The sequence below is a fragment of the Paraburkholderia sp. D15 genome (assembly GCF_029910215.1).
Taxonomy (GTDB): domain Bacteria; phylum Pseudomonadota; class Gammaproteobacteria; order Burkholderiales; family Burkholderiaceae; genus Paraburkholderia.
The window spans coordinates 1,187,488-1,210,496 of sequence record NZ_CP110395.1; the positions used below are offsets into that span (position 1 = coordinate 1,187,488).

Below are 23,009 nucleotides of genomic sequence, written 5' to 3' on the forward strand. Positions count from 1 at the left end.
GAGGCGCGGTGCACGGTGCGCCTCGCTTCGCGCATTTTCGTTCGACGTATCTCAGTGGCCGCCTTCTTCCGGCACCGTCACCATCCACATCAAGCCGAAGCGGTCCACCACCATGCCGAAACCCTTGCTCCAGAAAGTGGGCTGATACGGCAAGGCCACCTGGCCGCCGTCGGCGAGCGCCTTGAAATATCGCTGCGCGGTTGCGTCGTCGTCGGCGGTTAGCGAGAGCGCGAAACCGTTCATCGAACCGGCGTTGGGATCGCAATGACCGTCGGAGGCCATCCAGAGGGTCGAACCCATCTTGATCGCCGCGTGCATGATTTTTTCCTCGAGACCGGGACGCGGCGCATTCTGCGGGTCCGGCGGCGCTTCCTTGTAACGCATCTTGAAGGTCACTTCGGCGCCGAGTTTCTCGGTGTAATACGCGAGCGCTTCTTCGCAACGGCCGTTGAAAAACACATAAGGCTGAACGTACATGATCGTCTCCCGAATCAGGATCAGCGGACGCCGTCGGCCCTCGGCAAACCCGGAAGAGGGACGGGCGTGTTGACGATTGTAGGCGTGCGTTGAGGCGGGATCGTGACTTTATATCGTAGGAAGACAGCGCAGGCGGTCAGGCACCGTGCCGACTCGAGGACCGTGCGGCCGACGCGCGGCGGGACGCGAGGTCGCGGCATCTCCCACTCAACCCGGCCAAACCCCGCCAAACCCCGCCAAGCCCCGGTAAACGATAAACGGCCCCGAACCGGGAGGTTCGAGGCCGTTTATCGTTGGACGCTTAGCCGGGCCTGCCCAAGCTCAGCTCAAATCAACGCAGCGCTTCGATCAGCTTCTCCAGCTTGACCGCATCCGCCGCGAACGCACGGATACCTTCAGCCAGTTTCTCCGTCGCCATCGCCTCGTCGTTGACGAGGAAACGGAACGACGACTCATCCACCGGCACGCGTTCGATATCCGCGTCCTGCGAAACGTCCGGCGACAGCTTGCGCTCGACCTTGTCGGTGCTTTCCTGCAGCTTCTGCAGCAGATCCGGGCTGATGGTCAGCAGATCGCAGCCGGCCAGTTCCAGAATCTGGCCGGTGGTGCGGAAGCTCGCGCCCATCACCTCGGTCTTGTAGCCGAACTTCTTGTAATACGCGTAGATGCGGCGCACCGACTTGACGCCCGGATCGTTGGCGCCGCCGTCCTTCGCTTCGTCCCACGCGCTGCCGGCGTTCTTCTTGTACCAGTCGTAAATCCGGCCGACGAACGGCGAAATCAGTTGCGCGCCCGCTTCCGCGCACGCAGCGGCCTGCGCGAGCGAGAACAGCAGCGTCATGTTGCAGTGGATGCCTTCCTTCTGCAGCACTTCGGCCGCGCGGACGCCTTCCCACGTGGAGGCCAGCTTGATCAGCACGCGTTCGCGGCCGATGCCGTGGTCCTTGTACAGCGCGATCAGTTCGCGGCCCTTGGCGATCGACGCCTCGGTATCGAACGACAGACGCGCGTCCACTTCGGTCGACACGCGGCCAGGGATGATGTTGAGGATTTCGGTGCCGAACGCGATCAGCAACTGATCGATGATCGCGCCGACCGGTTTCGACGCGTGCGCCTTGACGGTCTTTTCGAGCAGCGGCTTGTAGTCGTCCTTCTGCACCGCTTTCAGGATCAGCGACGGATTGGTGGTCGCATCCTGCGGCTTGTACTGGGCAAGCTGCTGGAAGTCGCCGGTATCGGCGACGACGGTGGTGTACTGCTTGAGCTGGTCGAGTGCGGTTGTCATGTTCGGGCCTTCAGGGCGCGCGAGCGCCGTGGTTCGGGAGAAATGAGATCGCCGCCGCACTGATCGGACTCCACCAGTGCCGGCGGCCGCGGGTCACGCTGCAACGCTGGCCGCCGATCCTGCCGGGATTGTGACGGAAAGCGCTGACGGATGCTTCTATTCTATGGCGTATCGCCTGATGCGGTATTGACACTTGCGCATGGCGATCCGTTCAGCCGCGCCGCGCGTTCAGTACGACCTGCGTGACGACGCCGGCCACCAGTCCCCAGAACGCCGAGCCGATCGACAGCAGCGTCAGGCCGGAGGCCGTGACCATGAACGTCACCAGCGCCGCCTCGCGCTGCCGGACATCCTGCATCGCGTTGGCGAGGCCGCTCATGATCGAGCCGAACAGCGCGAGCGCCGCCACCGACACCACCAGCGCCTTCGGCAATGCCGCGAACAGCGCGGCGATCGTCGCGCCGAAAATGCCGGCGACCAGATAGAAAATGCCGCACCAGACCGCCGCCGTGTAACGTTTGGCGCGGTTTTCGTGCGCTTCCGGGCCGGTGCAGATCGCCGCCGTGATCGCCGCAAGATTGATGCCGTGCGAGCCGAACGGCGCGAGCAGCAGCGAGGCGATGCCGGTCGTCGAGATCAGCGGCGCGGAGGGCGTGGTGTAGCCGTCCGCGCGCAGCACGGCGATGCCCGGCACGTTCTGCGACGCCATCGCGACCACGAACAGCGGAATGCCGATGCTGACGCATGCCGCCATCGAGAATGCCGGCATGGTGAATACCGGATGCGCGAGCGCCACGTGAAAGCGGCTGAAATCGAGCAGGCCGAGCGCGCCGGCCGCGATCGTGCCGACGATCAGCGTCGTGACGATCGCATAGCGCGGCGCGAGCCGTTTGACGATCAGGTAGGTGAAGAACATCGTCAGCACGAGCGCGGTCTGGAATTGCGCGGCGCGGAAAATCTCGATGCCGATCTCGAACAGAATGCCCGCCAGCAACGCCGACGCGATGCCGGCCGGAATCTTCTTCATCAGCGTGTCGAACCAGCCGGTCAGACCGACCACCGTCAGCAGCACCGCGCAGACGATGAACGCGCCGATCGCCTCCGGATACGCGACGTGCGGCAGCGACGACACCAGCAAGGCCGCGCCGGGCGTCGACCACGCAATCACGATCGGCGCGCGGAAGCGCAGCGACAGCCCGATCGTGCAGACCGCCATGCCGATCGACAGCGCCCAGATCCACGACGAAATCTGCGCGTCGCTGAGATGCGCGGCCTGGCCGGCCTGGAACATCAGCACGAGCGAACTGGTGTAGCCGGTCATCATCGCGACGAAACCGGCGACGATGGTGGACAGCGAGGTATCGGCGAACGGGTTGAAGCGGCCGGGCGGCGTGGCGGTGGGCGGTGAACCCGGTGGCAGATCCGGCGACAGATTGGGAGACGAAGGCGAACTCATGCGAAGCTTTCTTATCGTTGACAGTGGGGCGGCAGGACAAACGGGCGACCGGGAACAGCGAACCGGCCTGAAGGGGACTATTTGCTGAGCGTCCGCATGGCGGTCTCCAGCCCGGCGAGCGTCAGCGGATACATGCGCTGGCCGAGCACGTCGCGGATCGCGCTGACCGACTGGCGGTAGGCCCACAGACCTTCCGGTTCGGGATTGAGCCACGCGTGATGCGGGAAATGATCGGCGAGCCGGCGTAGCCAGACCGCGCCGGCTTCCGCGTTGTTGTACTCCACCGAGCCGCCCGGCTGCAGCACTTCGTAGGGACTCATGGTCGCGTCGCCGACGAAGATCAGCTTGTAGTCGGGCGTGAATTTGTGCAGCACGTCCCACGTCGGCATGCGCTCGGCGTGACGGCGGCGGTTGTGCTTCCACAGGAAGTCGTACACGCAGTTGTGGAAGTAATAGAACTCCAGGTGCTTGAATTCCGCCTTGGCGGCCGAGAACAGCTCCTCGACGCGCTTGATGTGATCGTCCATCGAACCGCCCACATCGAGCAGCATCAGCACCTTCACCTTGTTGTGCCGCTCCGGCACCATCTTCAGGTCGAGCCAGCCGGCGTTGGCGGCGGTGCTGCGGATCGTGTCGGGCAGATCCAGTTCCTCGGCGGCGCCTTCGCGCGCGAAGCGCCGCAGACGCCGCAGCGCGACCTTGATGTTGCGCGTGCCGATTTCGACCTGGTCGTCGTAGTCGCGATACGCGCGCGCTTCCCACACCTTCACCGCGCTGCGGTTGCCCGCCGCCTCGCCGCCGATGCGGATGCCCTCGGGGTTGTAGCCGCCGTTGCCGAACGGCGATGTGCCGCCGGTGCCGATCCAGCGGTTGCCGCCCTCGTGGCGCTCCTTCTGCTCGTCGAATAGTTGCTTGAGGCGCTCCATCAGCTTCTCGAGGCCGCCCATCGCCTCGATCTGCGCTTTTTCCTCCGGCGACAGATCGCGTTGCAGCTTCTTCTTCAGCCAGTCGAGCGGGACGTCGAAGGCCAGTTCCGAGGTTTTCGCGACGCCGTTGAAATAGGCGCCGAACGCCTGGTCGAACTTGTCGAAATACTGTTCGTCCTTGACCAGCGTGATGCGCGCGAGATAGTAGAACTCGTCGAGCGACGGCGCGATCACATTGGCCTTGAGCGCTTCGAGCAGCGTCAGGTATTCCTTGACCGACACCGGCAGTCGGGCGTTGCGCAGCGTGTAGAAGAAGTCGATCAGCATGCTGGTTCCTCGGCGATGGCGGCGGCGTGGGCGGCCGGGCTGGCCACGCCGGCCGGCTTGAGCGGGCCGGCGAACGGCCGCCGCGACGGGCGCATCAACGGTTGTTGCGGTTCATGAAGATCAGCCGCTCGAACAGGCTCACGTCCTGTTCGTTCTTCAGCAGCGCGCCATGCAGCGGCGGAATGATCTGCTTCTGGTCGGACGAGCGCAGCGCCTCGGGCGGAATGTCCTCGGCGAGCAGCAGCTTGAGCCAGTCGAGCAGTTCCGAGGTGGACGGCTTCTTCTTCAGCCCGGCGACGTTGCGCAACTCGAAGAAGCTCTGCATCGCCGCGGCGAGCAGCTCTTTCTTGATGCCGGGGTAGTGGACCTCGACGATCTGCTGCATCGTCACCGGATCGGGGAATTTGATGTAGTGGAAGAAGCAGCGGCGCAGGAACGCATCGGGCAGTTCCTTCTCGTTGTTCGACGTGATGATCACGAGCGGGCGCTGTTTCGCGCGGATCAACTCGTGCGTCTCGTACACGTAGAACTCCATGCGGTCGAGTTCGCGCAGCAGATCGTTCGGGAATTCGATATCGGCCTTGTCGATCTCGTCGATCAGCAGCACGGTCTGCTGGTCCGACTCGAAGGCCTGCCACAGCACACCCTTCACGATGTAGTTGCGGATGTCCTTCACGCGCTCGTCGCCGAGCTGCGAATCGCGCAGGCGCGATACCGCGTCGTACTCGTAGAGACCTTGCTGGGCCTTGGTGGTGGACTTGATGTGCCATTGCAGCAGCGGCATGCCGAGCGCGGCGGCCACTTCCTCGGCGAGCATGGTCTTGCCGGTGCCGGGCTCGCCCTTGATCAGCAGCGGGCGCTTCAGCGTCATCGCGGCGTTGACCGCGAGCTTGAGGTCGTCGGTGGCGACGTACTGCGATGAGCCTTCGAAACGCATGGCGAGCTGCTCTTTTTTGGGAAAAAACCCAGTATAAGTCAGAAGACCTGTTGGCCCGAAACAGGCTCGCGTAAGGTGTGACCCGCGGTGCAGCACGGTGCGGCCGGTATCTCCGGGGCATGGCGCGCACAGGCGGCGCGAATGCGCGTCGGGCGCCGTGCGGCAGGCGCGGCGGGGTTCAGCGGCGCGCACCGGGGCTATGCGCCGGGCCGGCGAGCCGCCCGCCCCGCTCGGTGGACGTTTCGCGCGGCGTCGCGGTACAATTAGCCCGATTTTTTTGGCCTGCGTGGCTACCCTATAAGAAGAACGGCGCGGGCCGTTGCCTTTTTGGGCGCCCGTTTCCCCTCATGCCAGGTTACATGCTATGAATAAATTCGTCAGCAAACACGTCGTGATCGTAGCGCTGTCGGTGCTCGCGGGCCATGTGGCCAGCGCGCAGGCAGCGGATGTCGTGGGCAACGCCAAGGCGGGCCAAGGCAAGGTCGCGATGTGTATCGGCTGCCACGGCATCCCCGAATACCGTACGGCTTACCCTGAGGTGTATCGCGTGCCCATGCTGGGCGGCCAGAATCAGCAGTACCTCGAAAACGCAATGCACGGCTACAAGAAGGGCGATCGCCACTTCGAAACCATGCATGCCATCACCACGTCGCTGTCGGATCAGGACATCGCCGATATCGCCGCTTACTACGCAGCGCAAAATTCCTCTTCGAAAAGCAATCCCGACAAGTGATCGGCCGCGCACGTCGTCAGTCACTCGGCTATTAAATTCGCGGGATAGGAGCATTCATGAATAAGCCCCAACAGGCACTCCACACGGTGTTCAAGGCTGCATGCGCGTCGGCGGCAGTAATCGGTCTTTTGGCAGCGAACGCCGCGCACGCGGCGGACGCGGGCAACGGCAAGGTGCTCGCCGACAGCCACAATTGCGCGGCCTGCCATGGCGTCAACCTGAACAAGCCGGTGAGCCCGGAATATCCGAAGCTCGCCGGTCAGCACGCCGATTATGTTTACTGGGCGCTGCGCCAGTATCAGATGGGCAACGGCAATCCGCACCTCGGCCGCAACAACGCGATCATGCAGGCACAGGTGCAGAGCCTGTCGCCGAGCGACATGAAAGACCTCGCCGCGTACGTCGAATCGCTGAGCGGCGATCTGGTGCAGAAGAAGTAAGCGCGCAGATTGCGCGTGGGCGGGTTAACCCGCTAACGCTTCCAGAATGAACAACACCCCGCCTTGGCGGGGTGTTGTGCTTTTGGGCGACGGTTTTTCGGGGCGATGTTTTTCAGGCGATGGGTTCGACTGTGCGGGGCATGAGTGTGCCCCATTCGTTCCGCAGCCTGCACACACCTCAGTCCCGCGTCGCGCGACGCTCGATTCGCTGCAGATACGCGTCCGTGTCCGGCGGCGTGCCGGTGCGCTGCGCTTCCCAGATGGTTTCGCCGAGGCAGTCCATGATCGCGTGCTGCGCGTCGTGCGTTGAACCGAGGCGCGCGGCGAGCCGCTCGTGCGCGGCGCGAATGCCGGGCGGCTGGTCGATCGACAACTGTTCGCTGATCGCCAGATGCATCGACAGATGCAGGAACGGATTGGTCTGGCCGCGTTCGGGCGAATAGTCCTGCGCCTGCGCGGCGGCGCCGTCGCTGAGGTCGGCGTGGTACTCGGGATGTTCGACGATCCAGTCGGCGGCCATGGCCTCCAGCGGCGTCAGGATTTCGCCTTGACGCTGTTTGCGCCAGGCGTCGGTGAAAAAGAGGCGGACTTCGTCGCGGCTAGGATTGAACATCGTGATACGGGGACGGTAAGTGGGAGTGTCGTGCAGTGCGTCATTTTACGCCGCGGCGGTGAGCGCCGCTGAACGCGCCGCGCGCGGCCTCAAAGTTCCGGCGGCGGCGTTTTCGGGCGGAACTCGCACAGCGGCTCGATCACGCAATGCCAGCACTCCGGCTTGCGCGCCTTGCACACGTAACGGCCGTGCAGGATCAGCCAGTGATGCGCGTCCTGCCTGAATTCGGCGGGCGTGAACTTCTCCAGCGCCGCTTCGACCACGCGCACGTCCTTGCCCGGCGCGAGGCCGGTTCGATTGGCAACCCGAAAGATGTGCGTATCGACGGCGATGGTCGGATGACCGAACGCCGTGTTCAGAATCACGTTGGCGGTTTTCCGGCCGACACCCGGCAGGCTTTCGAGCGCCTCGCGATCCTCGGGCACCTCGCCGCCGTACTGGTCGAGCAGGATGCGGCAGGTGGCGATCACGTTCTTCGCCTTCGTGCGATACAGGCCGATCGTCTTGATGTAGCCGGCCACGCCTTCCTCGCCGAGATCGAACACCTGCTGCGGCGTGTTGGCGACCGGGAACATCTTGCGCATGGCCTTGTTGACCGATACGTCGGTGGCCTGCGCCGACAGCAGCACGGCGATCAGCAGTTCGAACGGCGTGGTGTATTCGAGCTCCGTGGTCGGATGCGGGTTGAGACTCTGAAGCGTCTCGTAGATGGCGCGGCGTTTGTTCGCGTTCATGCTGGGCGTGCGGGCGCTTAGCGCGAGGTGGTTGGCGGTGGGGTTGCGGGCGCGTCGCCGGGATTGTCCTCGACGAGCCCAAGACGCCGCCGGCGCGCCTCGGCCGCGTCGATCTGCGCCTGAACGCTCGCGCTGACGTGCTCGGTGTTCAGCGGTCCCTGGCCTTGCGCGGCCAGTTCTTCCTTTTTCTTGCGGGCGCGTTCGAGCGCGGCCTGGATGATCGCGCGTTTCTTTGCTTCGGCGTCCTCCGCAGCGGGGGCGGGCGCCGCACCGGGCTGCGCGGGTGCCGGTGCATGCGCATCCGGCGCCGCATGGTCCGCTGTGCCGACGCCGCTGGAGGCTCGCCGCGCTGCAGCACGCGCCTCGGCGGCTTCACGTTCGCGTGCGAGACGCGCCTCGCGGCGGTCATGACGCTCGCGCGCCGCGGCGGCCTGGCTCGGGCTCCACGCGTCCCAGCCGGTCGCCGTGCCCGTGACCGGCGGCAACGCAATGCAATCGACCGGGCAGGGCGGCACGCACAGATCGCAACCGGTGCACAGTTCGGCGATCACCGTGTGCATCTGTTTCGGTGCGCCAACTATCGCGTCCACCGGACACGCCTGCATGCACAGCGTGCAGCCGATGCACACCTGCTCGTCGATAACCGCCAGCGGCCGCGGCCGCTCAATGCCATTGGCGGAATTGAGCGGGATCACGGGTTTGCCGAGCAACGCCGCGAGCCGCGCGATGCCTTCGGCGCCACCGGGCGGGCACTGGTTATAGTCGGCCGAACCGTTGGCGACGGCTTCGGCATAGGGCCGGCATGCGGGGTAGCCGCACTTCGTGCATTGAGTCTGGGGGAGCAGATCCTCGATGCGGTCTGCGAGTGTTTTAATGTCCGTCACGGTCACGACGTTGGGGCTTGGCCTGGCGGCCGAACAGCTTGAACTAAATAGCACATTATCGCCGATTTCCCCAATTGCCATCCGCAATCCATGTGCCATAATCGAAGCGCTTTTTCGAAAGACCGCAGAAGGGTGTCCCCCCAACATGGCGCGCCCGTTCAACGCTGTCGGTGCAAGGTCCGAGGAGAGACCGGCGGCGCGATCCGGATAACGCGGCTCACGAAGATGATGCCACCATGAATCAGCCGAAAATCAAAAGAGATCCTGAAGGCACGCGGCGCCGCATTCTGCTTGCGGCGGCCGAAGAGTTTGCAAATGGTGGGCTATTCGGCGCGCGCGTCGACCAGATCGCCCGCCGCGCGGAGACGAATGAACGCATGCTCTATTACTACTTCGGTAGCAAGGAGCAGCTTTTCACTGCGGTACTCGAGCACGCGTTCAGCGCGCTCAACGAAGCGGAGCGTACGCTTGAACTCGCCGGCATCGCGCCGGTCGAGGCGGTCACGCGTCTCGCGCATTTTGTTTGGGATTACTACCGCGATCATCCCGAGTTGCTGCGTCTCATCAACAACGAAAACCTGCATGAAGCGCGCTATATGCAGAAGTCGACGCGCATCCGCGAAATGATCTCGCCGATCGTCGCGACGCTCGGCAACATTCTCGAACGCGGACAACGCGCGGGGCTGTTTCGCACCAACGTCGACCCGTTGCGTTTTTACGTGACGCTGTCGGGCATGGGCTACTACATCGTGTCGAACCGCTTCACGCTCGAAGCGACGCTCGGCCGCGATTTCAGCAGCGCGTCGGAGCGCAGCGAAGTGATCCAGATGAACACGGAGCTGCTGCTCGCGTATCTGCTGCGGAAGTAGGGCGAATCCGGGTTTCGCGTCCAAGCGTCATGCACGGCAAACGACAACGGCCTCCGAAGAGGCCGTTGTTTTTGACTACGTGCCGCGCGCACTACGAGGCACGACACATCATCGCGCGCGCGAAACTCACGCTTCGACTTTTTCCTTCGCAACCTTCGGCGCCTTGTTGTGCGCGAGGATGAAGTCGCGCAGTTGCGGATAGATGATGGTGCGCCAGCGGCGTCCCGAGAAAATGCCGTAGTGCCCGCACTTTTCCGCGGTGAAGTGACGCTTGTCCTGTTCCGGAATGCCGGTGCAGAGATCGTGCGCGGCGTAGGTCTGGCCGTCGCCGGAAATGTCGTCGAGCTCGCCCTCGATCGTGAACAGCGCGGTCTTCGTGATGTCCTGCGGACGCACGCGTTCGCCGGATACGTCCCACGTGCCCTCGGCCAGACTGAACTCCTGGAACACCACGCGGATCGTGTCGAGGTAATAGTCGGCGTCCATGTCGAGCACGGCGTTGTACTCGTCGTAGAAACGGCGATGCGCTTCCGCGTCGTCTTCGTCGCCGCGCAGCAGGCTCTGGTAGTAGTCCCAGTGCGATGCCGCGTGACGTTCCGGATTCATCGCGACGAAACCGGTGTGCTGCAGGAAGCCCGGATAGACCTTGCGGCCCACGCCCGGGTAGTTCGGCGGCACCGTGAAGATCACGTTGTTCTCGAACCATTGGTGCGAGTGCTGCGTGGCGAGCGAGTTGACCGAGGTCGGGCTCTTGCGCGCGTCGATCGGGCCACCCATCATCGTCATGGTGCGCGGCGTGTCCTCGCCGCGGCTCGCCATCAGCGAGATGGCGGCGAGCACCGGCACCGTGGGTTGACACACCGAGATCACGTGCAGATTCTTCGCGCCGATGTGGCGGATGAATTCCTGAATGTACGCGACGTAGTCGTCCAGACGGAATTCGCCGGCTTCGAGCGGCACCATGCGCGCGTCGATCCAGTCCGTCAGATAGACCTTGTGGTCCTGCAGCAACGTGCGCACGGTGTCGCGCAGCAGCGTGGCGTGGTGGCCCGACAACGGCGCGCACACCAGCACGATCGGCTCGTCTTTCAATTGGGTAACAGCGTCGCTGTCGTCCGCGAACCGCTTGAAGCGCATCAGGCGGCAGAACGGCTTCTCGATGATCGTCTGTTCGATGATCGGAATGTTGTGGCCGTCTTTAACGATCTGATGAAGGTTGAACTCGGGCTTTTCGTAATCCTTGCCGAGCCGGTAGAGCAGTTCGTAACCGGCCGAGAGGCGCGTGGCGCCCGGCACGTAAGCGAGTGGACTGGCGGGATTCGCGAAGGACTTCGAGGCAGCCTGGGCCCAGGCGGTGAGCGGGCTCAACATGGCCCGCTGGAATTCGTGAAGTTGGTAGAGCATCGGTGCTCCGTTTGTAAGCGGTTCGCATGGGGCTTCGCAAACACGCGTGTGGCGTTGCGGCGGGCCGAAATGGTTGTGGGCACATCGATTTTCGGCCAACAATCCGATCGATCATATCGAACAAAGCGTACTTGTGCAATGCAGCAATTCACGTACTTCATGCACGCGAATTGTCATTAAATCATGCTACTGGCGATGTTGCTGCGCCGCTATCGGGAGTTGCCGCAGCATCAAGTTCCGCGTCGCCGCTGCCGTTATGGGGCGGCTGGCCGGTGGCCTGGGCCATCTGCTGTTCGTGCTTCATCAGGTTCAGGCCGGTGTGCACCAGCGCGACGTGCGAGAACGCCTGCGGGAAATTGCCCACCAGGCGTTTCGCCGCGGGGTCGTATTCCTCGGCGAGCAGGCCGACGTCGTTGCACAGCGCGAGCAGCCGCTCGTACATCGCGATCGCTTCGTCGACGCGGCCTTGCAGCGCGAGGTTGTCCACCATCCAGAACGAGCAGGCGAGGAAGGTGCCTTCGCCGGGCGGCAGGCCGTCGTCGAATTCGGTGGTGCGGTAGCGCATCACGAAGCCGTCGTGCATCAGGTCGCGCTCGATCGCCGCGACCGTGCCCTTCACACGGGAATCTTCCGGCGGCAGGAAACCGACCATCGGCATCAGCAGCACGCTGGCGTCGAGCTGATCGCTGCCGTACGACTGCGCGAACGCGTTGAGCGTCGGGTTCCACGCCTTGTCGCAGACTTCCGCGTGGATCGTCGCGCGGGTGGCGCGCCATGCGTCGAGCGGGCCGTCGAGCTTGAACATGTCCGCCGAGCGGATCGCGCGGTCGTACGCGACCCACGCCATCACCTTCGAGAACGTGAAGTGCTGGCGGCCGCCGCGCGTTTCCCAGATGCCTTCGTCGGGCTCCTGCCAGATCGTGTCGAGGTGGCTGAGCAGCGCGCGCTGCACGTTCCACGCGGTGTCGTCCGCCTGCAGGCCGCCGACGCGCGCCAGATGCAGCGCGTTCATCACTTCGCCGTACACGTCGAGCTGACGCTGGCCGACCGCGTTGTTGCCGATGCGTACCGGCTTCGCGTCCTGATAGCCCGGCAGCCAGTCGATCTCGAACTCGGGCAGACGCCGCTCGCCGGCGATCCCGTACATGATCTGCAACTGATCCGGCGCGCCGGCCATCACGCGGCCGAGCCAGCTGCGCCATGCGCGCGCTTCGTCGTAGTAGCCGCCGCGCATCATCGCGAGCAGGGTGATGGTCGCGTCGCGCAGCCAGCAGTAGCGATAGTCCCAGTTGCGCGTGCCGCCGAGCTGTTCCGGCAGCGATGTGGTGGGCGCCGCCACGATGCCGCCGGTCGGCTCGTAGGCGAGCGCCTTCAGCGTGATCAGCGAGCGGCGGATCGGCTCGGCCCAGCGTCCTTCGACGGTGCTGCGCGCGGACCATTCGAGCCAGTGATTTTCGGTGCGCGCGAGCGACGTGTGCGGATCGCGCGCGGGCGGAATGCGCAGATGCGACGGCGCGTAGGCCAGCGAGAAGGGCACGCGCTCGCCCTCGCTGACGGTGAAGTCGGCGACCGTCTTCATGTCTTCGCCGCGCAGCTCGACCGGCGTGCGCAGCACCGCGGTGTCCGGCCCGACGATCGCCTTGACGCCGCTATCGTGTTTCAGGCGGTCGACCCATGGAATCGAGAAGCCGTAGTCGAAGCGCAGCACCAGTTCCATCCGCATCTTCACGGTGCCGCGCCGGCCGACGACGATGCGCACCATCTCCGACCAGCCGTTGCCGGGCGGCATGAAGTCGATCAGGGTGACGGCGCCGTCGGGGGTCTCGAAATCGGTTTCGAGGATCAGCGTTTCGCCGCGATAGCGGCGCGTGACGGTGATCTTCGCGGCGGCGTCTGCTGGGGCGTCATGAGCGGTGCTGTTGTTGCCGCGCGGCGTGGCGCCGGTGTTTGCGCCGGCTTGCGCGTCCGCGCCAGCGTTGGCCCTTGTGTCCAGGACCGGCGCGATCAGCCAGCGGCCGTTTTCCGGCGTGCCGAGCAGCGCGGCGAAACACGCGCCGGAGTCGAAGCGCGGCCAGCAGAGCCAGTCGATGGAGCCGTCGCGGGAGACGAGCGCGGCCGTGTGGCCGTCGCCGATGAGTGCGTAGTCTTCGATAAGTGCGGGCATGGCGTAGCGTGTCAGATTGTCGCGCGGCGAGTGCCGCCGCGCTGGAAGTCTCGGTTAATACCGGACTCGCGTAATGCGCATTGGTTCAGTGTGCAATACCGCAAAACGCGGGTTGGTAAATTGTCAAATCACTACCTACAATCGGAGATTCGAGCCGATGCCCGGCACCGTCCGGATCGTGATCGGCCTTTGTCCATGGCGCATACAGACGCCGCTTCCGAGGACCCGAACGATGCTGAACCCGTCGAAAAACGATTGCATCACGATACTCTCGGCCGCCAGCAAACTGGCCGACGATTCGATGCTGCCGCTCGATCATGGCCGCCTCGGCCTGACCCGCAACGGCATGTTGACGGCCATGGCCTTCCTGGTCGAACGAGCCTGCTTCCGGCGTTATCAGGAAGGCGACGGACACTATGCGGTTGGCGGATTGTCGTTGCAGGGGCGTTTGCGGCTCGAACAGCTTTCGAACGGCTGACTGTTCGAGGCGCGCTGCGCTCACTGCAAGGCAAACTGCGGGACCGGTCGCATCCGGCTGCGTGCGCGATTCACGAGAGAAAAGATGAAGAAGGGACGTACCCGGGCCAGTCCGCGCCCGGTTGTGCGTCCCTTCGTTGCGTCCGCGGGTTGGCGTGCCGTGCTGATGGTCATTCGACGGACACGCACGCGAGCGCAACATCGCCGGGACTAGAAATGCGTCGACCCCATGCCGAAGATGCCGATGATGCCGATGATGATCAGATACAGCGCGACGATGTAGTTCAACAGACGCGGCATCACGAGAATCAGGATGCCGGCGATCAACGAGACGAGCGGGCCGAGGCTGAGTGTGACGTTCATGAAGACTCCCGTAGTGTGAGATGCGTAAGACGCGATTGAAAAAATGCCCCGTCAAGCGGGACAATATTTACCGATGCAACTACGCTTTGACATGCAACCACGCACGCGGCGCGACCGGTGACCGGCCTCGCTGCATGATCCGGCACAACGCTTCTATACTTGTTCGACAGCAAAAAACACGACCGTAAAAACGCTCGCCACGACAACAACGTAATCCATGCAACGCTCGACCCATCGCGCGGCAGACCAGAGACACCATTACAACCGACTCACCGAACAAGTCATGTCCAGGAGGTCTCAATGCTTCGTCGTTACCGGGCCGCTCAGCGCGCCGTCGCGGATTCCATCCTGCCTTGCGTTGCAACACGCACGGCGCGTTCCACTTCCACTTCATCGCGCGCGGGGACTCGAACGCCGCTGCGTTCTGTCCATTCGATAATAAAAGGTTTCGCGCTCATGGTCTCGATCGTTGCCTCGTCCGCGTTTGCGCAAGATTCCGGCCCGGTCCCCGCCGACGGCGTGTACGACATGCTGGTGGGCACCTACACCGGCGGCACGAGCCAGGGTCTCTACGTGTACCGCTTCGACACGAAGACCGGCGAGGCCACGCGCGTATCGGTCGCGCAGACGGTCAACCCGTCCTATCTCGTGGTGAGCCGCGACCGCCGCTTCGTGTATGCGGTCAACGAACTACCCGGCGATAACGGACCGGCATCGCAGCGCGGCGGCATCAGCGCCTTCCGCTTCGATGCAGCGAGTGGGCAATTGACGTTCCTGAACAAGGTCTCGTCGGACGGCAACGATCCGTGCTATCTGAGCCTGTCGCCGGACGGCAAGTATCTGCTGACCGCGAACTACTCGGTGGCGGCCGATCCGGGCGGCAGCTTCGCGGTGTTCCCGTTGCAGGACGACGGCCAGGTCGGCGCGTCGGTGCTGACCGTGCATCACGAAGGCGGCGGTCCGGTGAAGGGGCGTCAGGACAATTCGCATGTGCACTCCACCGTGTTCTCGCCGGATGGCCACTACCTGTTCGCGCAGGACCTCGGCGCCGACAAGCTGTACTCGTATCGCTATACGCCGGACGGCAGCCGCGGCCTGTTCGGTCCGACCGACTGGCGCTATACCCAGGAGAAGGCGGGCACCGGTCCGCGGCATCTGGTGTTCGGCGCGAACGGCAAGCAGGCGTATCTGACGAGCGAACTGGCCGGCACGGTCAGCACGTTCAATTACGACGACGGCAAGCTCACCCAGGTGCAGACCCTCTCGATGACCGAGCCGGGCTTCAAGGGCGCGGTGGGCGGGTCGGCGATTCATCTGTCGCCCGACGGGCGCTTCCTGTATGCATCCAATCGCGGCGACGCGAACGAGATCGTGATCTTCTCGGTGGACCCGGCCAATGGTCATCTGAAGAAGATCGGGCATCAGTCGAGCCTGGGAAAGTCGCCGCGCGAGTTCACGATCGACCCGACCGGCAACTGGCTGATCGTCGGCAATCAGAATAGCGGCAGCGTGTACGTGTTCAGGCGCGATCAGCAGAGCGGCCTGCTGGAGGCGAACCCGAAGCGGATCGATATCGACTCGCCGGTGGACTTCAAGCTGGTGTCGCCGTCGTAACGCCGAACCTCCGCGCTGAATGAAAAACGGGCCGCTCGAATGACTTCGAGCGGCCCGTTTCGTCATGGACGGTGACGTTGCAGTTCGCGGGTCGATCTGCCTGTCAACGCAAGCGTGCGCATCATTCCGCCGGTCCCGGCGCGAGCACTTCACGGCTGCCGTTGATACCCATCGCCGACACCAGCCCGGCCGTTTCCATCTGCTCGACCAGACGCGCCGCGCGGTTATAGCCGATGCGCAACTGCCGCTGCACCGACGAGATCGACGCGCGCCGCGTGCGTACCACGAAGGCGACCGCTTCGTCGTAGAGCGGATCGGCTTCCGCTTCGGGCGATTCGCCGAACAGGTCCTGGGACGCGCCGCCTTCGCTGGCCGGGCCATCGAGAATGCCTTCCTCGTATTGCGGCTCGCCGAACTGCTTCAGATATTCGACGATGCGATGCACTTCCTCGTCCGCGACGAACGCGCCGTGCACACGCTGCGGGTAGCCGGTGCCCGGCGGCAGGAACAGCATGTCGCCCTGGCCGAGCAGCGACTCCGCGCCCATCTGATCGAGAATCGTGCGCGAGTCGATCTTCGACGATACCTGGAACGCGACGCGCGTCGGAATGTTCGCCTTGATGAGGCCGGTGATCACGTCGACCGAAGGCCGCTGCGTGGCGAGAATCAGATGGATGCCGGCGGCGCGCGCCTTCTGCGCGAGGCGCGCGATCAGTTCCTCGATCTTCTTGCCGGCCACCATCATCAGGTCGGCCAGCTCGTCGATCACCACCACGATCAGCGGCAGCGGCGCGAGCGGTTCGGGCGCGTCCGGCGTCAACGAGAACGGGTTGCCGAGCTTCTTGCCCTTGGCTTCGGTGTCGCGGATCTTCTGGTTGAAGCCGGCGAGGTTGCGCACGCCGACCGCGGACATCAGCCGGTAGCGTTTCTCCATTTCGCCGACGCACCAGTTCAGCGCGTTGGCCGCGAGCTTCATGTCGGTCACGACCGGCGCGAGCAGATGCGGGATGCCTTCGTAGACCGAGAGCTCCAGCATCTTCGGATCGATCATGATCAGGCGCACTTCCTCGGGCGTCGCCTTGAAGAGCAGCGAGCAGATCATCGCGTTGATCGCCACCGACTTGCCGGAACCCGTCGTGCCCGCCACCAGCATGTGCGGTGCTTTCGCCAGATCGGCGACGACCGGGTGGCCGGTGATGTCCTTGCCCATCGCGAGCGTCAGCTGCGAGTGCGAGTTCTGGTAGACGCTCGCTTCGAGAATCTCGGAGAGGCGGATGGTCTGCCGCTTCGCATTCGGCAGTTCGAGGCCCATGCAGGTCTTGCCGGGAATCGTTTCGACCACGCGGATCGACGTGAGGCCGAGGCCGCGCGACAGATCCTTCATCAGGCCGACAATCTGGCTGCCGCGCACGCCGAGCGCGGGTTCGACTTCGAAGCGCGTGATCACCGGACCGGCGGAGGCGCCGACCACGGTGACCGGCACCTTGAATTCCTGCAGACGCTGTTCGATCAGCAGGCCGGTTTCGATCAGCGCATCCTCGGAGACGGTTTCGACGTCGATGTCGGCGGGCGCGAGCAGATCGAGCGTCGGCAGTTCGACCATCGATGCGGCGGGGGCGCGGAATTCGAAGCCGTTCGCCGGGGCGTGACCGCGTATGGGCGGGCGGGACGCGGGCGGGTCCTGGGGCTCGGCGATCGGCGCGGGAGCGGGCGCGGCCGGTTGTGGGGCTGGCGATGTGGGTGTTGCCTGGGTGCCTTCGGTGAGCTGAGGCGCGAAGGCTTGTGGCGCGGATGCCGCAGACTCAGCCGGGAGGGCAGGGGGCTGCACATCCGTTGCCTGGTCGGCCCAGGGCGGCACGCTTTCAGACGACGCGGCACGCGACGAGGCGGCCGCGTCGATGCTTTCCCAAGGCACGAGCGTCTTGTCGATGACGAGTTCGGCAAGCGGCGTTGCGGGTGTAGCCGTTGCGACCGTTGCGACGGCGGTTGCGGCTGCGGCTGCGGCTGCGGCTGCGGACGGCGAAGTGCCGTCGGCGAATGCGGACGCGTCCTCCGGGATGTCGTCCTCTTGCAGGCGAGCCGCGAAGATCTGGAACGGCGTCGGCGTGACGACGGGTGTCGCGGGTTTCGGCGTGGGGATCTCGAATGACGCGGGCGCCGTCGTGATGGCTGGCGTAATCGTCGCTGCCGATTCGAGTGTTGGCTTGGGTGCGAGCGCTTCCGCTGCCGTTGCCGCTGATGCTGCTGGAAGTGCCGACATCGGCGCGGGCGCGGAGACGGACTCAAACGTCGGCGCGTACTCGACCCCTGGCGCGGTTGCCGGCGTAGAGATTGGCGCGGCCGCAGCGATGGACCCAAGCACCGGTGCGGATTCCGCGACCGACGCAGATAAAGACTCCGATACGGATTCAGCCACCGGCGCAGATGCCGTCACCGACGCCGGTGCGAACGATGGCGTCGTGTTCAACGACGGCACGGCAGTCAACGGCGGTTGAACGACTGCCGGTTCGATCGGCCATTGCATGACCTGATCGGCGTCGTCTTCAACTGACGCATCGAATGCGTCGTTGGTGGATGGCGTGCCGGCGTTCGTCGCATGCGTTGTTTCAGGCTGCAACGTGTCAGGCGCCGGTTGTGTCGCATGATCGAACGACGTCGCGGCCATGGGCTCGGCAGTGGCTGTCGATGCCGTAGTCGCGGCGGTTGCCGCTGCCGCTGCCATCACCGATGCCGCTGCAACCGCCGTCTGCACCGCATGCACGTCAGGCGTTCCATGCGACGTCCCAAGCGGCGTCTCTACCGGCGTCGCGAACGACGTCTCCGCGCGCGCGGTATCGAATGACGACATCGCGACACTCATCGGCGGCGTGGTGAGTTTCGCGTGTTCCGCGCCGCTGGTTCGCGCAAGGCTCACGCCAGCGATATCCGTCCAGCGCGCGGTGTTCTCGGCGATGCTGCGCAAGGTCTCCTCGACGCTTGCGGGCGGCGTGACTTTCTGCGCGCCCTGCATCGTCCGCGAATAGGGGGGCGACGGAGGACGACGTACGCCCGCGCTCGACGGCGCAGTGTCCGCACGCGATGTCGCCGGGAGCGGTTGACGCGGCATCGGCGCGCGCTGGAGCGGCGTGGACGGCGTAACGGGATTGATCGAATGGAGCGAATTCGGCGACGCCGGGGCGCCACGTCCCGCTTCGACGGAGGTCTGTCTGGCGGAAGCGGAAGCAGAAGCGGAAACCTGATTAAACGCCGTACCCGCCAAACTACCGGCGGCGCCACTCGGCACGGTGCGCGCCGCATCCATCGGACGCGCATTTTTCATCGCGCTGCCGACCGGTACGCCGGCACGATCGACAGGATTCGCGCTGCCCGCCGGCCGCGCCGAAGCCAACGCCCCACCGGCACCCCGTCCCGCCACATCCCCGGTCCGCGCCTCGCGCAGCCAACCGGCCGGCGCAACCGGCTCGGCCGGCATCCACGCAGCGGCCTTATCCGTATTCGCAACCGATGCAGCCGACGCCGCCATCGGCGTCTGCCGCGGCGGCGTGATAGCGCCCGTACGCAACACCGGCTCAGCCTGCGCCGCACGGCCTCGCGCGGACGTCGCCCCGGCACGCCAGCTCGCGCTCGCCTGGCGCGTCGCCGCTTCTCTCGCGGCGGCTTCCCTCGCCGTCGCCGCGCCGGCACCCGCCGCCGCTTCCGCGCCACGGCCGCGCGCGGGCGGACGCCACACGGTCGGCCGCGCATAACGCCCGTTGGTTTTCGGCGCCATCGTGTTGACCGCGCCCGAACCCGGCGACGACAACCCATGCGACGACAGCCCCTGCGACATCGGCCCATCGTCGATGCTGCGATGACGGCGCGCTTCCTCGTCGCGCTTCGCCAGTCCGCGCGACAGACCCAGCCCGAACGCGGCATCCGCCCACGACGCGAAATCGCGCCAGCGGAAATCGATCAGCCACGGCAGGCTGATGCCGAACAGCGCCAGCGCCGCGAGCGGTGTGCCGATGTGTCCGAGCAGATGACCGAAGCCCGCGGCCAGCGCGTGCCCGAAGCCATTCACGCCGGTCACGTCGATCAGCGACGCCTCCAGCGTGCAGCTCGCCACCAGCACGCAGACGAAGCCGAGCCACAGCCGGATCGTGCCGGGACCGCGCAGGCCCGCGCCGCCCGGCAATACCGACTTCACGAGACGCCACAAAAGAGGAAGGAACCAGACGGCCGACCCGCCGAACCAGCCGAAAACTACCGTGTGCATGCTAGACATCAACGAATGACGGACCCGCGAAAACGCAATCCGTCGAGTTTAAACCGGCGAAGCGCGTGGCTTCGAAGGCGGACGCAAGCGGGCTTGCGTCGCAAGGGAGGAGGGCGCGATCCGCGAGCCGCGCGTGGGTCATTGCGCGCTGCGCTCGAAGATCAGCGTGTCGCCGTTATCCAGCACCAGCTGCATCTGCTGCGGCGCGCGCATCTGCACGCCGGTACGCTCGATGTGCGTGAGCGCATTCAGATACGCACCCTCGATCTGGCCGCCCGGCGTCGCGCAGGCCATGCGCGTGCCACCCAGCGTGCCGAAGCTCAGCTTGCCGTCTTTCAGCGCATACGAACCCATGTAGCGGTTGCAACCGGAGAAGCCGCTCGCGTGACGCTGGCCTTTGTCGGTGGACAGCTTGAGCGTGATCGGCGCCCCCTGATCGCCGGACGGAACCGCGCGTGCGGTGCCGTCGGCCTGTTTCCAGCCGCTCAACGTCCAGCTCGTGTCGTCGAGCAGTTGCGTGGCGGCGGGGTTGAACGGATCGGGCGCGGCGGCTTCCGAGTCCGGATGTTTCGGGATCGCGCAGGCGCTCAACAGCGCGGCGACGCTCAACGCGGCGACGGCCGCGCGCGCATACGGGGTGAAGCGCGCAAGAGCTCGCGCGGAGGAGCTTTGGAGCATGGCGTCGTTCCTCTTCAAACTGGCGAAGGCGTAAGGGTAACGCACTAAGCTCGCCGCGCGCGAGCGCGACGGCGGCACAGAGTGCGCAATGGCAGGCGCATCAAGGCGCGCAGCGGGGGACGCATGTTAACATCGTGTTCTATTCAATCCCACCCTCATCCGACTTTTATCTGGAGACCCCATGCAGATCGGCCAACGGATCGGCACGCCCCTTTCTGATTCCGCCACGCGCGTCATGCTGCTCGGCGCCGGCGAGCTCGGCAAGGAAGTGATCATCGCGCTGCAACGGCTGGGCGTCGAAGTGATCGCCGTCGACCGTTATCCGAATGCGCCGGGTCATCAGGTCGCGCATCGCGCGCACGTGATCGACATGACCGACCGCGCCGCGCTGCGCGCGCTGGTCGAACAGGAACGCCCGCATCTGATCGTCCCTGAGATCGAGGCGATCGCGACCGACGCGCTCGCCGCGATCGAAACCGACGGCCTCGCCGAAGTGATCCCGACCGCGCGCGCCACCCAGCTCACCATGAACCGCGAAGGCATCCGCCGGCTGGCCGCCGAGGAGCTCGGCCTGCCGACCTCGCCGTACGCGTTCGCCGATTCGCTCGACGAATTGCGCGCGGGCATCGCCAAGGTCGGTTATCCATGCGTGGTGAAGCCGGTGATGTCGTCGTCGGGCAAGGGCCAGTCGGTGCTGAAGAGCGATGCCGACGTCGAACCCGCATGGCAATACGCGATGGCCGGCGGCCGCGTGAATCACGGGCGCGTGATCGTCGAGGGCTTTATCGACTTCGAATACGAAATCACGCAGTTGACGGTGCGCGCGATCGACCCGTCGAGCGGCGCGGTCGGCACGTATTTCTGCGATCCGATCGGTCACGTGCAGGTGGCGGGCGACTACGTCGAATCGTGGCAGCCGCAGCCGATGAGCCCGCTCGCGCTGCAACGCGCGCGCGACGTCGCGGAGAAGGTGACGGCGGCGCTCGGCGGCCGGGGGCTGTTCGGTGTCGAACTGTTCGTGCGTGGCGACGAGGTGTGGTTCTCCGAAGTCAGCCCGCGTCCGCATGACACGGGTCTCGTCACGCTGTGCTCGCAGCGTTTCTCCGAGTTCGAACTGCATGCGCGCGCGATTCTCGGCTTGCCGGTGGATACGTCGTTGCGGGCGCCGGGCGCGTCGGCGGTGATTTATGGCGGCCTGGACGAAGCGGGCATCGCCTTCGAAGGCGTGGCCGCCGCGCTGGCCGTGCCCAATGCGGACCTGCGGCTGTTCGGCAAGCCCGAAAGTTTCCTGAAGCGCCGCATGGGCGTCGCGCTCGCGACCGGCGACAACCTCGACGAAGCCCGTGCCCGCGCGAAGCAGGCTGCGGCGGCGGTGCATCCCGTATCGGCGAAGTAAGACCGGCGAGCCGATTGCGCGGTGGGGCGAACCGATGCGCGTCGGCGCGTGTCTATCGACGGTGGAAGAGGGAGGCCGCTGCGCGCGTCGTGCCGCGTCCGGGAGCTGGGTCGTTGAGGCGGGAGGCCGGTATGGCGTTGGGAATGGACGGGAAGCAAGACGGGGATCGGACTGGCGAAGCGCGCCGCGGCGGCCTGCGCCGCGCGGCGGGCCGCCTGGGCGCGCTGAGCGTGGCGCTCGTGTTCAGCGCCGGATTGAGCGGTTGCGGTCTTGCGGCCGCGCCATGCCGGGTCGCGTCGGCGGGATTGAAGATCGTGCCGCTGGTCGGGCACGTCGCCGCCGCGCCGACCGATGCGTGCGCCGACGTCATCGATCCGTGAACGCCATCCCGCAACGGCGGCGCGATCGATGAATCCATGCGCTCGTGACCTGACGCGCGGCAACCGGCGAGGGCTTCCCATGAAGAGAAAGTTTGTTGCAATCACCATCGCATTCGGGCTTGCGACGCTCGCGGGCAGCGCGTACGCCGACTCCTTGCGTCTGACCGAAATCCAGACCCAGGGCCGTCAAACCCACAAGTACACCTGCGCGACCGGCAAGATTCTGCAAGTCACTTACTGGAACGCATCGAACGGCCAGAGCTTCGCGCTGGTGCCCGTGAAAGGCCAGCAACTGCTGTTCGTCAACACGCTGTCGGCGTCCGGCGTGCGCTATCAGGCCGGTATCTACACGTGGTGGACCAAGGGCCCGCGCGCCGATCTCTACGACGCGACTAACGGCGAAAACGCGCCACCTGTTCTGTCCGACTGCGTGACCATCAATCGTTGAGCGCGCGGCGCATGCGGTAATCGTGCGCCTCGCCCTGCGTCCTCCTTCCTGCCTCGTCATCCCTGCCCGCCGGCGCACATCCTTTCCGTTCGAGTAGTAAGCTGTCCGGCGTGGCAGGTGGCGTGTTCGCCGTGTTGTCCGCCTTGTCG

Annotated in this window: 22 protein-coding genes; 8 read left to right on the top strand and 14 right to left on the bottom strand. The window is 65.2% G+C overall.

Annotated features, from left to right (window positions below):
* Positions 1–51 precede the first annotated feature (51 nt).
* The 5 genes from LFL96_RS05175 to LFL96_RS05195 form a co-directional block, all read right to left on the bottom strand.
* The gene (locus LFL96_RS05175) at positions 52–477 is read right to left on the bottom strand and encodes a VOC family protein (protein ID WP_280998778.1); all 426 of its coding nucleotides are present in this window, start codon (positions 475–477) and stop codon (positions 52–54) included.
* A 331-nt stretch (positions 478–808) separates the two neighbouring features.
* A complete protein-coding gene (gene tal, locus LFL96_RS05180) occupies positions 809–1,762 on the bottom strand; it encodes a transaldolase (protein ID WP_280998782.1) in 954 nt (317 codons plus the stop codon).
* A 211-nt stretch (positions 1,763–1,973) separates the two neighbouring features.
* Positions 1,974–3,218: a benzoate/H(+) symporter BenE family transporter gene (locus tag LFL96_RS05185; protein WP_280998784.1), complete on the bottom strand. Its 1,245-nt coding sequence runs from the start codon at positions 3,216–3,218 to the stop codon at positions 1,974–1,976.
* A gap of 77 nt (positions 3,219–3,295) precedes the next feature.
* A complete protein-coding gene (locus LFL96_RS05190; RefSeq protein WP_280998786.1) occupies positions 3,296–4,471 on the bottom strand; it encodes a VWA domain-containing protein in 1,176 nt (391 codons plus the stop codon).
* A gap of 94 nt (positions 4,472–4,565) precedes the next feature.
* Positions 4,566–5,408 (bottom strand): MoxR family ATPase, encoded by an 843-nt coding sequence (locus LFL96_RS05195; RefSeq protein ID WP_134456747.1) that lies wholly within the window; start codon positions 5,406–5,408, stop codon positions 4,566–4,568.
* Between the two features lie 364 nt (positions 5,409–5,772).
* On the opposite strand from LFL96_RS05195, the gene LFL96_RS05200 reads away from it, so the two are divergent.
* Both LFL96_RS05200 and LFL96_RS05205 read left to right on the top strand, forming a co-directional pair.
* Positions 5,773–6,141, top strand: coding sequence for a c-type cytochrome (locus LFL96_RS05200; RefSeq protein WP_280998793.1), 369 nt, complete (start codon positions 5,773–5,775; stop codon positions 6,139–6,141).
* 56 nt (positions 6,142–6,197) lie between these two features.
* Complete coding sequence (locus tag LFL96_RS05205) at positions 6,198–6,581, top strand: c-type cytochrome (protein ID WP_280998795.1); 384 nt, start codon at positions 6,198–6,200, stop codon at positions 6,579–6,581.
* 178 nt (positions 6,582–6,759) lie between these two features.
* Here the strand turns inward: LFL96_RS05205 and LFL96_RS05210 are convergent, their stop codons facing one another.
* From LFL96_RS05210 to rsxB, 3 genes are all read right to left on the bottom strand, one after another.
* On the bottom strand, positions 6,760–7,194 hold the full coding sequence (locus LFL96_RS05210) for a DUF1841 family protein (protein WP_280998797.1): 435 nt from the start codon (positions 7,192–7,194) through the stop codon (positions 6,760–6,762).
* Positions 7,195–7,283: 89 nt separating this feature from the next.
* Positions 7,284–7,928 carry an endonuclease III gene (nth, locus tag LFL96_RS05215; RefSeq protein WP_280998799.1) on the bottom strand — a complete coding sequence of 215 codons (645 nt, stop codon included), beginning with the start codon at positions 7,926–7,928 and terminating at the stop codon, positions 7,284–7,286.
* Positions 7,929–7,945: 17 nt separating this feature from the next.
* A complete protein-coding gene (rsxB, locus tag LFL96_RS05220; protein WP_280998801.1) occupies positions 7,946–8,812 on the bottom strand; it encodes an electron transport complex subunit RsxB in 867 nt (288 codons plus the stop codon).
* Positions 8,813–9,048: 236 nt separating this feature from the next.
* Between rsxB and LFL96_RS05225 the strand changes: the two genes are divergently transcribed.
* Positions 9,049–9,681, top strand: coding sequence for a TetR family transcriptional regulator (locus LFL96_RS05225; RefSeq protein ID WP_280998803.1), 633 nt, complete (start codon positions 9,049–9,051; stop codon positions 9,679–9,681).
* A 126-nt stretch (positions 9,682–9,807) separates the two neighbouring features.
* Here LFL96_RS05225 and phaZ read toward each other — a convergent pair whose 3' ends face one another.
* Positions 9,808–11,085, bottom strand: coding sequence for a polyhydroxyalkanoate depolymerase (gene phaZ / locus LFL96_RS05230; protein WP_280998805.1), 1,278 nt, complete (start codon positions 11,083–11,085; stop codon positions 9,808–9,810).
* Positions 11,086–11,266: 181 nt separating this feature from the next.
* Entirely contained in the window at positions 11,267–13,249 is a 1,983-nt protein-coding gene (locus LFL96_RS05235) for a glycoside hydrolase family 15 protein (RefSeq protein WP_280998807.1), read from the bottom strand.
* Between the two features lie 232 nt (positions 13,250–13,481).
* On the opposite strand from LFL96_RS05235, the gene LFL96_RS05240 reads away from it, so the two are divergent.
* On the top strand, positions 13,482–13,727 hold the full coding sequence (locus LFL96_RS05240; protein WP_280998809.1) for a hypothetical protein: 246 nt from the start codon (positions 13,482–13,484) through the stop codon (positions 13,725–13,727).
* Between the two features lie 209 nt (positions 13,728–13,936).
* On the opposite strand, the gene LFL96_RS05245 is transcribed toward LFL96_RS05240, so the two are convergent.
* Positions 13,937–14,089, bottom strand: coding sequence for a DUF3096 domain-containing protein (locus tag LFL96_RS05245; protein WP_081935917.1), 153 nt, complete (start codon positions 14,087–14,089; stop codon positions 13,937–13,939).
* A 323-nt stretch (positions 14,090–14,412) separates the two neighbouring features.
* Positions 14,413–14,547: a hypothetical protein gene (locus LFL96_RS05250; RefSeq protein ID WP_280998814.1), complete on the bottom strand. Its 135-nt coding sequence runs from the start codon at positions 14,545–14,547 to the stop codon at positions 14,413–14,415.
* Here LFL96_RS05250 and LFL96_RS05255 point away from each other — a divergent pair.
* Positions 14,546–15,703 (top strand): lactonase family protein, encoded by a 1,158-nt coding sequence (locus tag LFL96_RS05255; RefSeq protein WP_280998817.1) that lies wholly within the window; start codon positions 14,546–14,548, stop codon positions 15,701–15,703. The genes LFL96_RS05250 and LFL96_RS05255 overlap by 2 nt on opposite strands.
* Before the next feature lie 121 nt (positions 15,704–15,824).
* Here LFL96_RS05255 and LFL96_RS05260 read toward each other — a convergent pair whose 3' ends face one another.
* Together LFL96_RS05260 and LFL96_RS05265 are read right to left on the bottom strand one after the other, a co-directional pair.
* Positions 15,825–19,958, bottom strand: a complete 4,134-nt coding sequence (locus LFL96_RS05260) for a DNA translocase FtsK (protein WP_280998819.1) — start codon at positions 19,956–19,958, stop codon at positions 15,825–15,827.
* A 138-nt stretch (positions 19,959–20,096) separates the two neighbouring features.
* Positions 20,097–20,636: an META domain-containing protein gene (locus LFL96_RS05265; protein ID WP_280998821.1), complete on the bottom strand. Its 540-nt coding sequence runs from the start codon at positions 20,634–20,636 to the stop codon at positions 20,097–20,099.
* A gap of 181 nt (positions 20,637–20,817) precedes the next feature.
* Here LFL96_RS05265 and purT point away from each other — a divergent pair, with 181 nt between their 5' ends.
* The 3 genes from purT (at position 20,818) to LFL96_RS05280 (ending at position 22,860) form a co-directional block, all read left to right on the top strand.
* Positions 20,818–22,032, top strand: a complete 1,215-nt coding sequence (gene purT / locus LFL96_RS05270; protein WP_280998823.1) for a formate-dependent phosphoribosylglycinamide formyltransferase — start codon at positions 20,818–20,820, stop codon at positions 22,030–22,032.
* 194 nt (positions 22,033–22,226) lie between these two features.
* Entirely contained in the window at positions 22,227–22,412 is a 186-nt protein-coding gene (locus LFL96_RS05275) for a DUF6726 family protein (RefSeq protein WP_281000574.1), read from the top strand.
* Between the two features lie 79 nt (positions 22,413–22,491).
* Positions 22,492–22,860, top strand: coding sequence for an MliC family protein (locus LFL96_RS05280; protein ID WP_280998825.1), 369 nt, complete (start codon positions 22,492–22,494; stop codon positions 22,858–22,860).
* Positions 22,861–23,009 lie beyond the last annotated feature (149 nt).

Bases quoted from the DNA above. Each gene is read 5' to 3' on its own strand.
- nth (WP_280998799.1), bottom strand. From the start codon at position 7,928: ATGAACGCGAACAAACGCCGCGCCATCTACGAGACGCTTCAGAGTCTC.
- LFL96_RS05240 (WP_280998809.1), top strand. From the start codon at position 13,482: ATGCTGAACCCGTCGAAAAACGATTGCATCACGATACTCTCGGCCGCC.
- phaZ (WP_280998805.1), bottom strand. From the start codon at position 11,085: ATGCTCTACCAACTTCACGAATTCCAGCGGGCCATGTTGAGCCCGCTC.
- LFL96_RS05235 (WP_280998807.1), bottom strand. From the start codon at position 13,249: ATGCCCGCACTTATCGAAGACTACGCACTCATCGGCGACGGCCACACG.
- LFL96_RS05280 (WP_280998825.1), top strand. From the start codon at position 22,492: ATGAAGAGAAAGTTTGTTGCAATCACCATCGCATTCGGGCTTGCGACG.
- LFL96_RS05250 (WP_280998814.1), bottom strand. From the start codon at position 14,547: ATGAGCGCGAAACCTTTTATTATCGAATGGACAGAACGCAGCGGCGTT.
- LFL96_RS05245 (WP_081935917.1), bottom strand. From the start codon at position 14,089: ATGAACGTCACACTCAGCCTCGGCCCGCTCGTCTCGTTGATCGCCGGC.
- tal (WP_280998782.1), bottom strand. From the start codon at position 1,762: ATGACAACCGCACTCGACCAGCTCAAGCAGTACACCACCGTCGTCGCC.
- LFL96_RS05190 (WP_280998786.1), bottom strand. From the start codon at position 4,471: ATGCTGATCGACTTCTTCTACACGCTGCGCAACGCCCGACTGCCGGTG.
- purT (WP_280998823.1), top strand. From the start codon at position 20,818: ATGCAGATCGGCCAACGGATCGGCACGCCCCTTTCTGATTCCGCCACG.
- LFL96_RS05205 (WP_280998795.1), top strand. From the start codon at position 6,198: ATGAATAAGCCCCAACAGGCACTCCACACGGTGTTCAAGGCTGCATGC.
- LFL96_RS05265 (WP_280998821.1), bottom strand. From the start codon at position 20,636: ATGCTCCAAAGCTCCTCCGCGCGAGCTCTTGCGCGCTTCACCCCGTAT.
- LFL96_RS05210 (WP_280998797.1), bottom strand. From the start codon at position 7,194: ATGTTCAATCCTAGCCGCGACGAAGTCCGCCTCTTTTTCACCGACGCC.
- LFL96_RS05175 (WP_280998778.1), bottom strand. From the start codon at position 477: ATGTACGTTCAGCCTTATGTGTTTTTCAACGGCCGTTGCGAAGAAGCG.
- LFL96_RS05200 (WP_280998793.1), top strand. From the start codon at position 5,773: ATGAATAAATTCGTCAGCAAACACGTCGTGATCGTAGCGCTGTCGGTG.
- LFL96_RS05195 (WP_134456747.1), bottom strand. From the start codon at position 5,408: ATGCGTTTCGAAGGCTCATCGCAGTACGTCGCCACCGACGACCTCAAG.
- LFL96_RS05185 (WP_280998784.1), bottom strand. From the start codon at position 3,218: ATGAGTTCGCCTTCGTCTCCCAATCTGTCGCCGGATCTGCCACCGGGT.
- LFL96_RS05255 (WP_280998817.1), top strand. From the start codon at position 14,546: ATGGTCTCGATCGTTGCCTCGTCCGCGTTTGCGCAAGATTCCGGCCCG.
- LFL96_RS05225 (WP_280998803.1), top strand. From the start codon at position 9,049: ATGAATCAGCCGAAAATCAAAAGAGATCCTGAAGGCACGCGGCGCCGC.
- LFL96_RS05260 (WP_280998819.1), bottom strand. From the start codon at position 19,958: ATGCACACGGTAGTTTTCGGCTGGTTCGGCGGGTCGGCCGTCTGGTTC.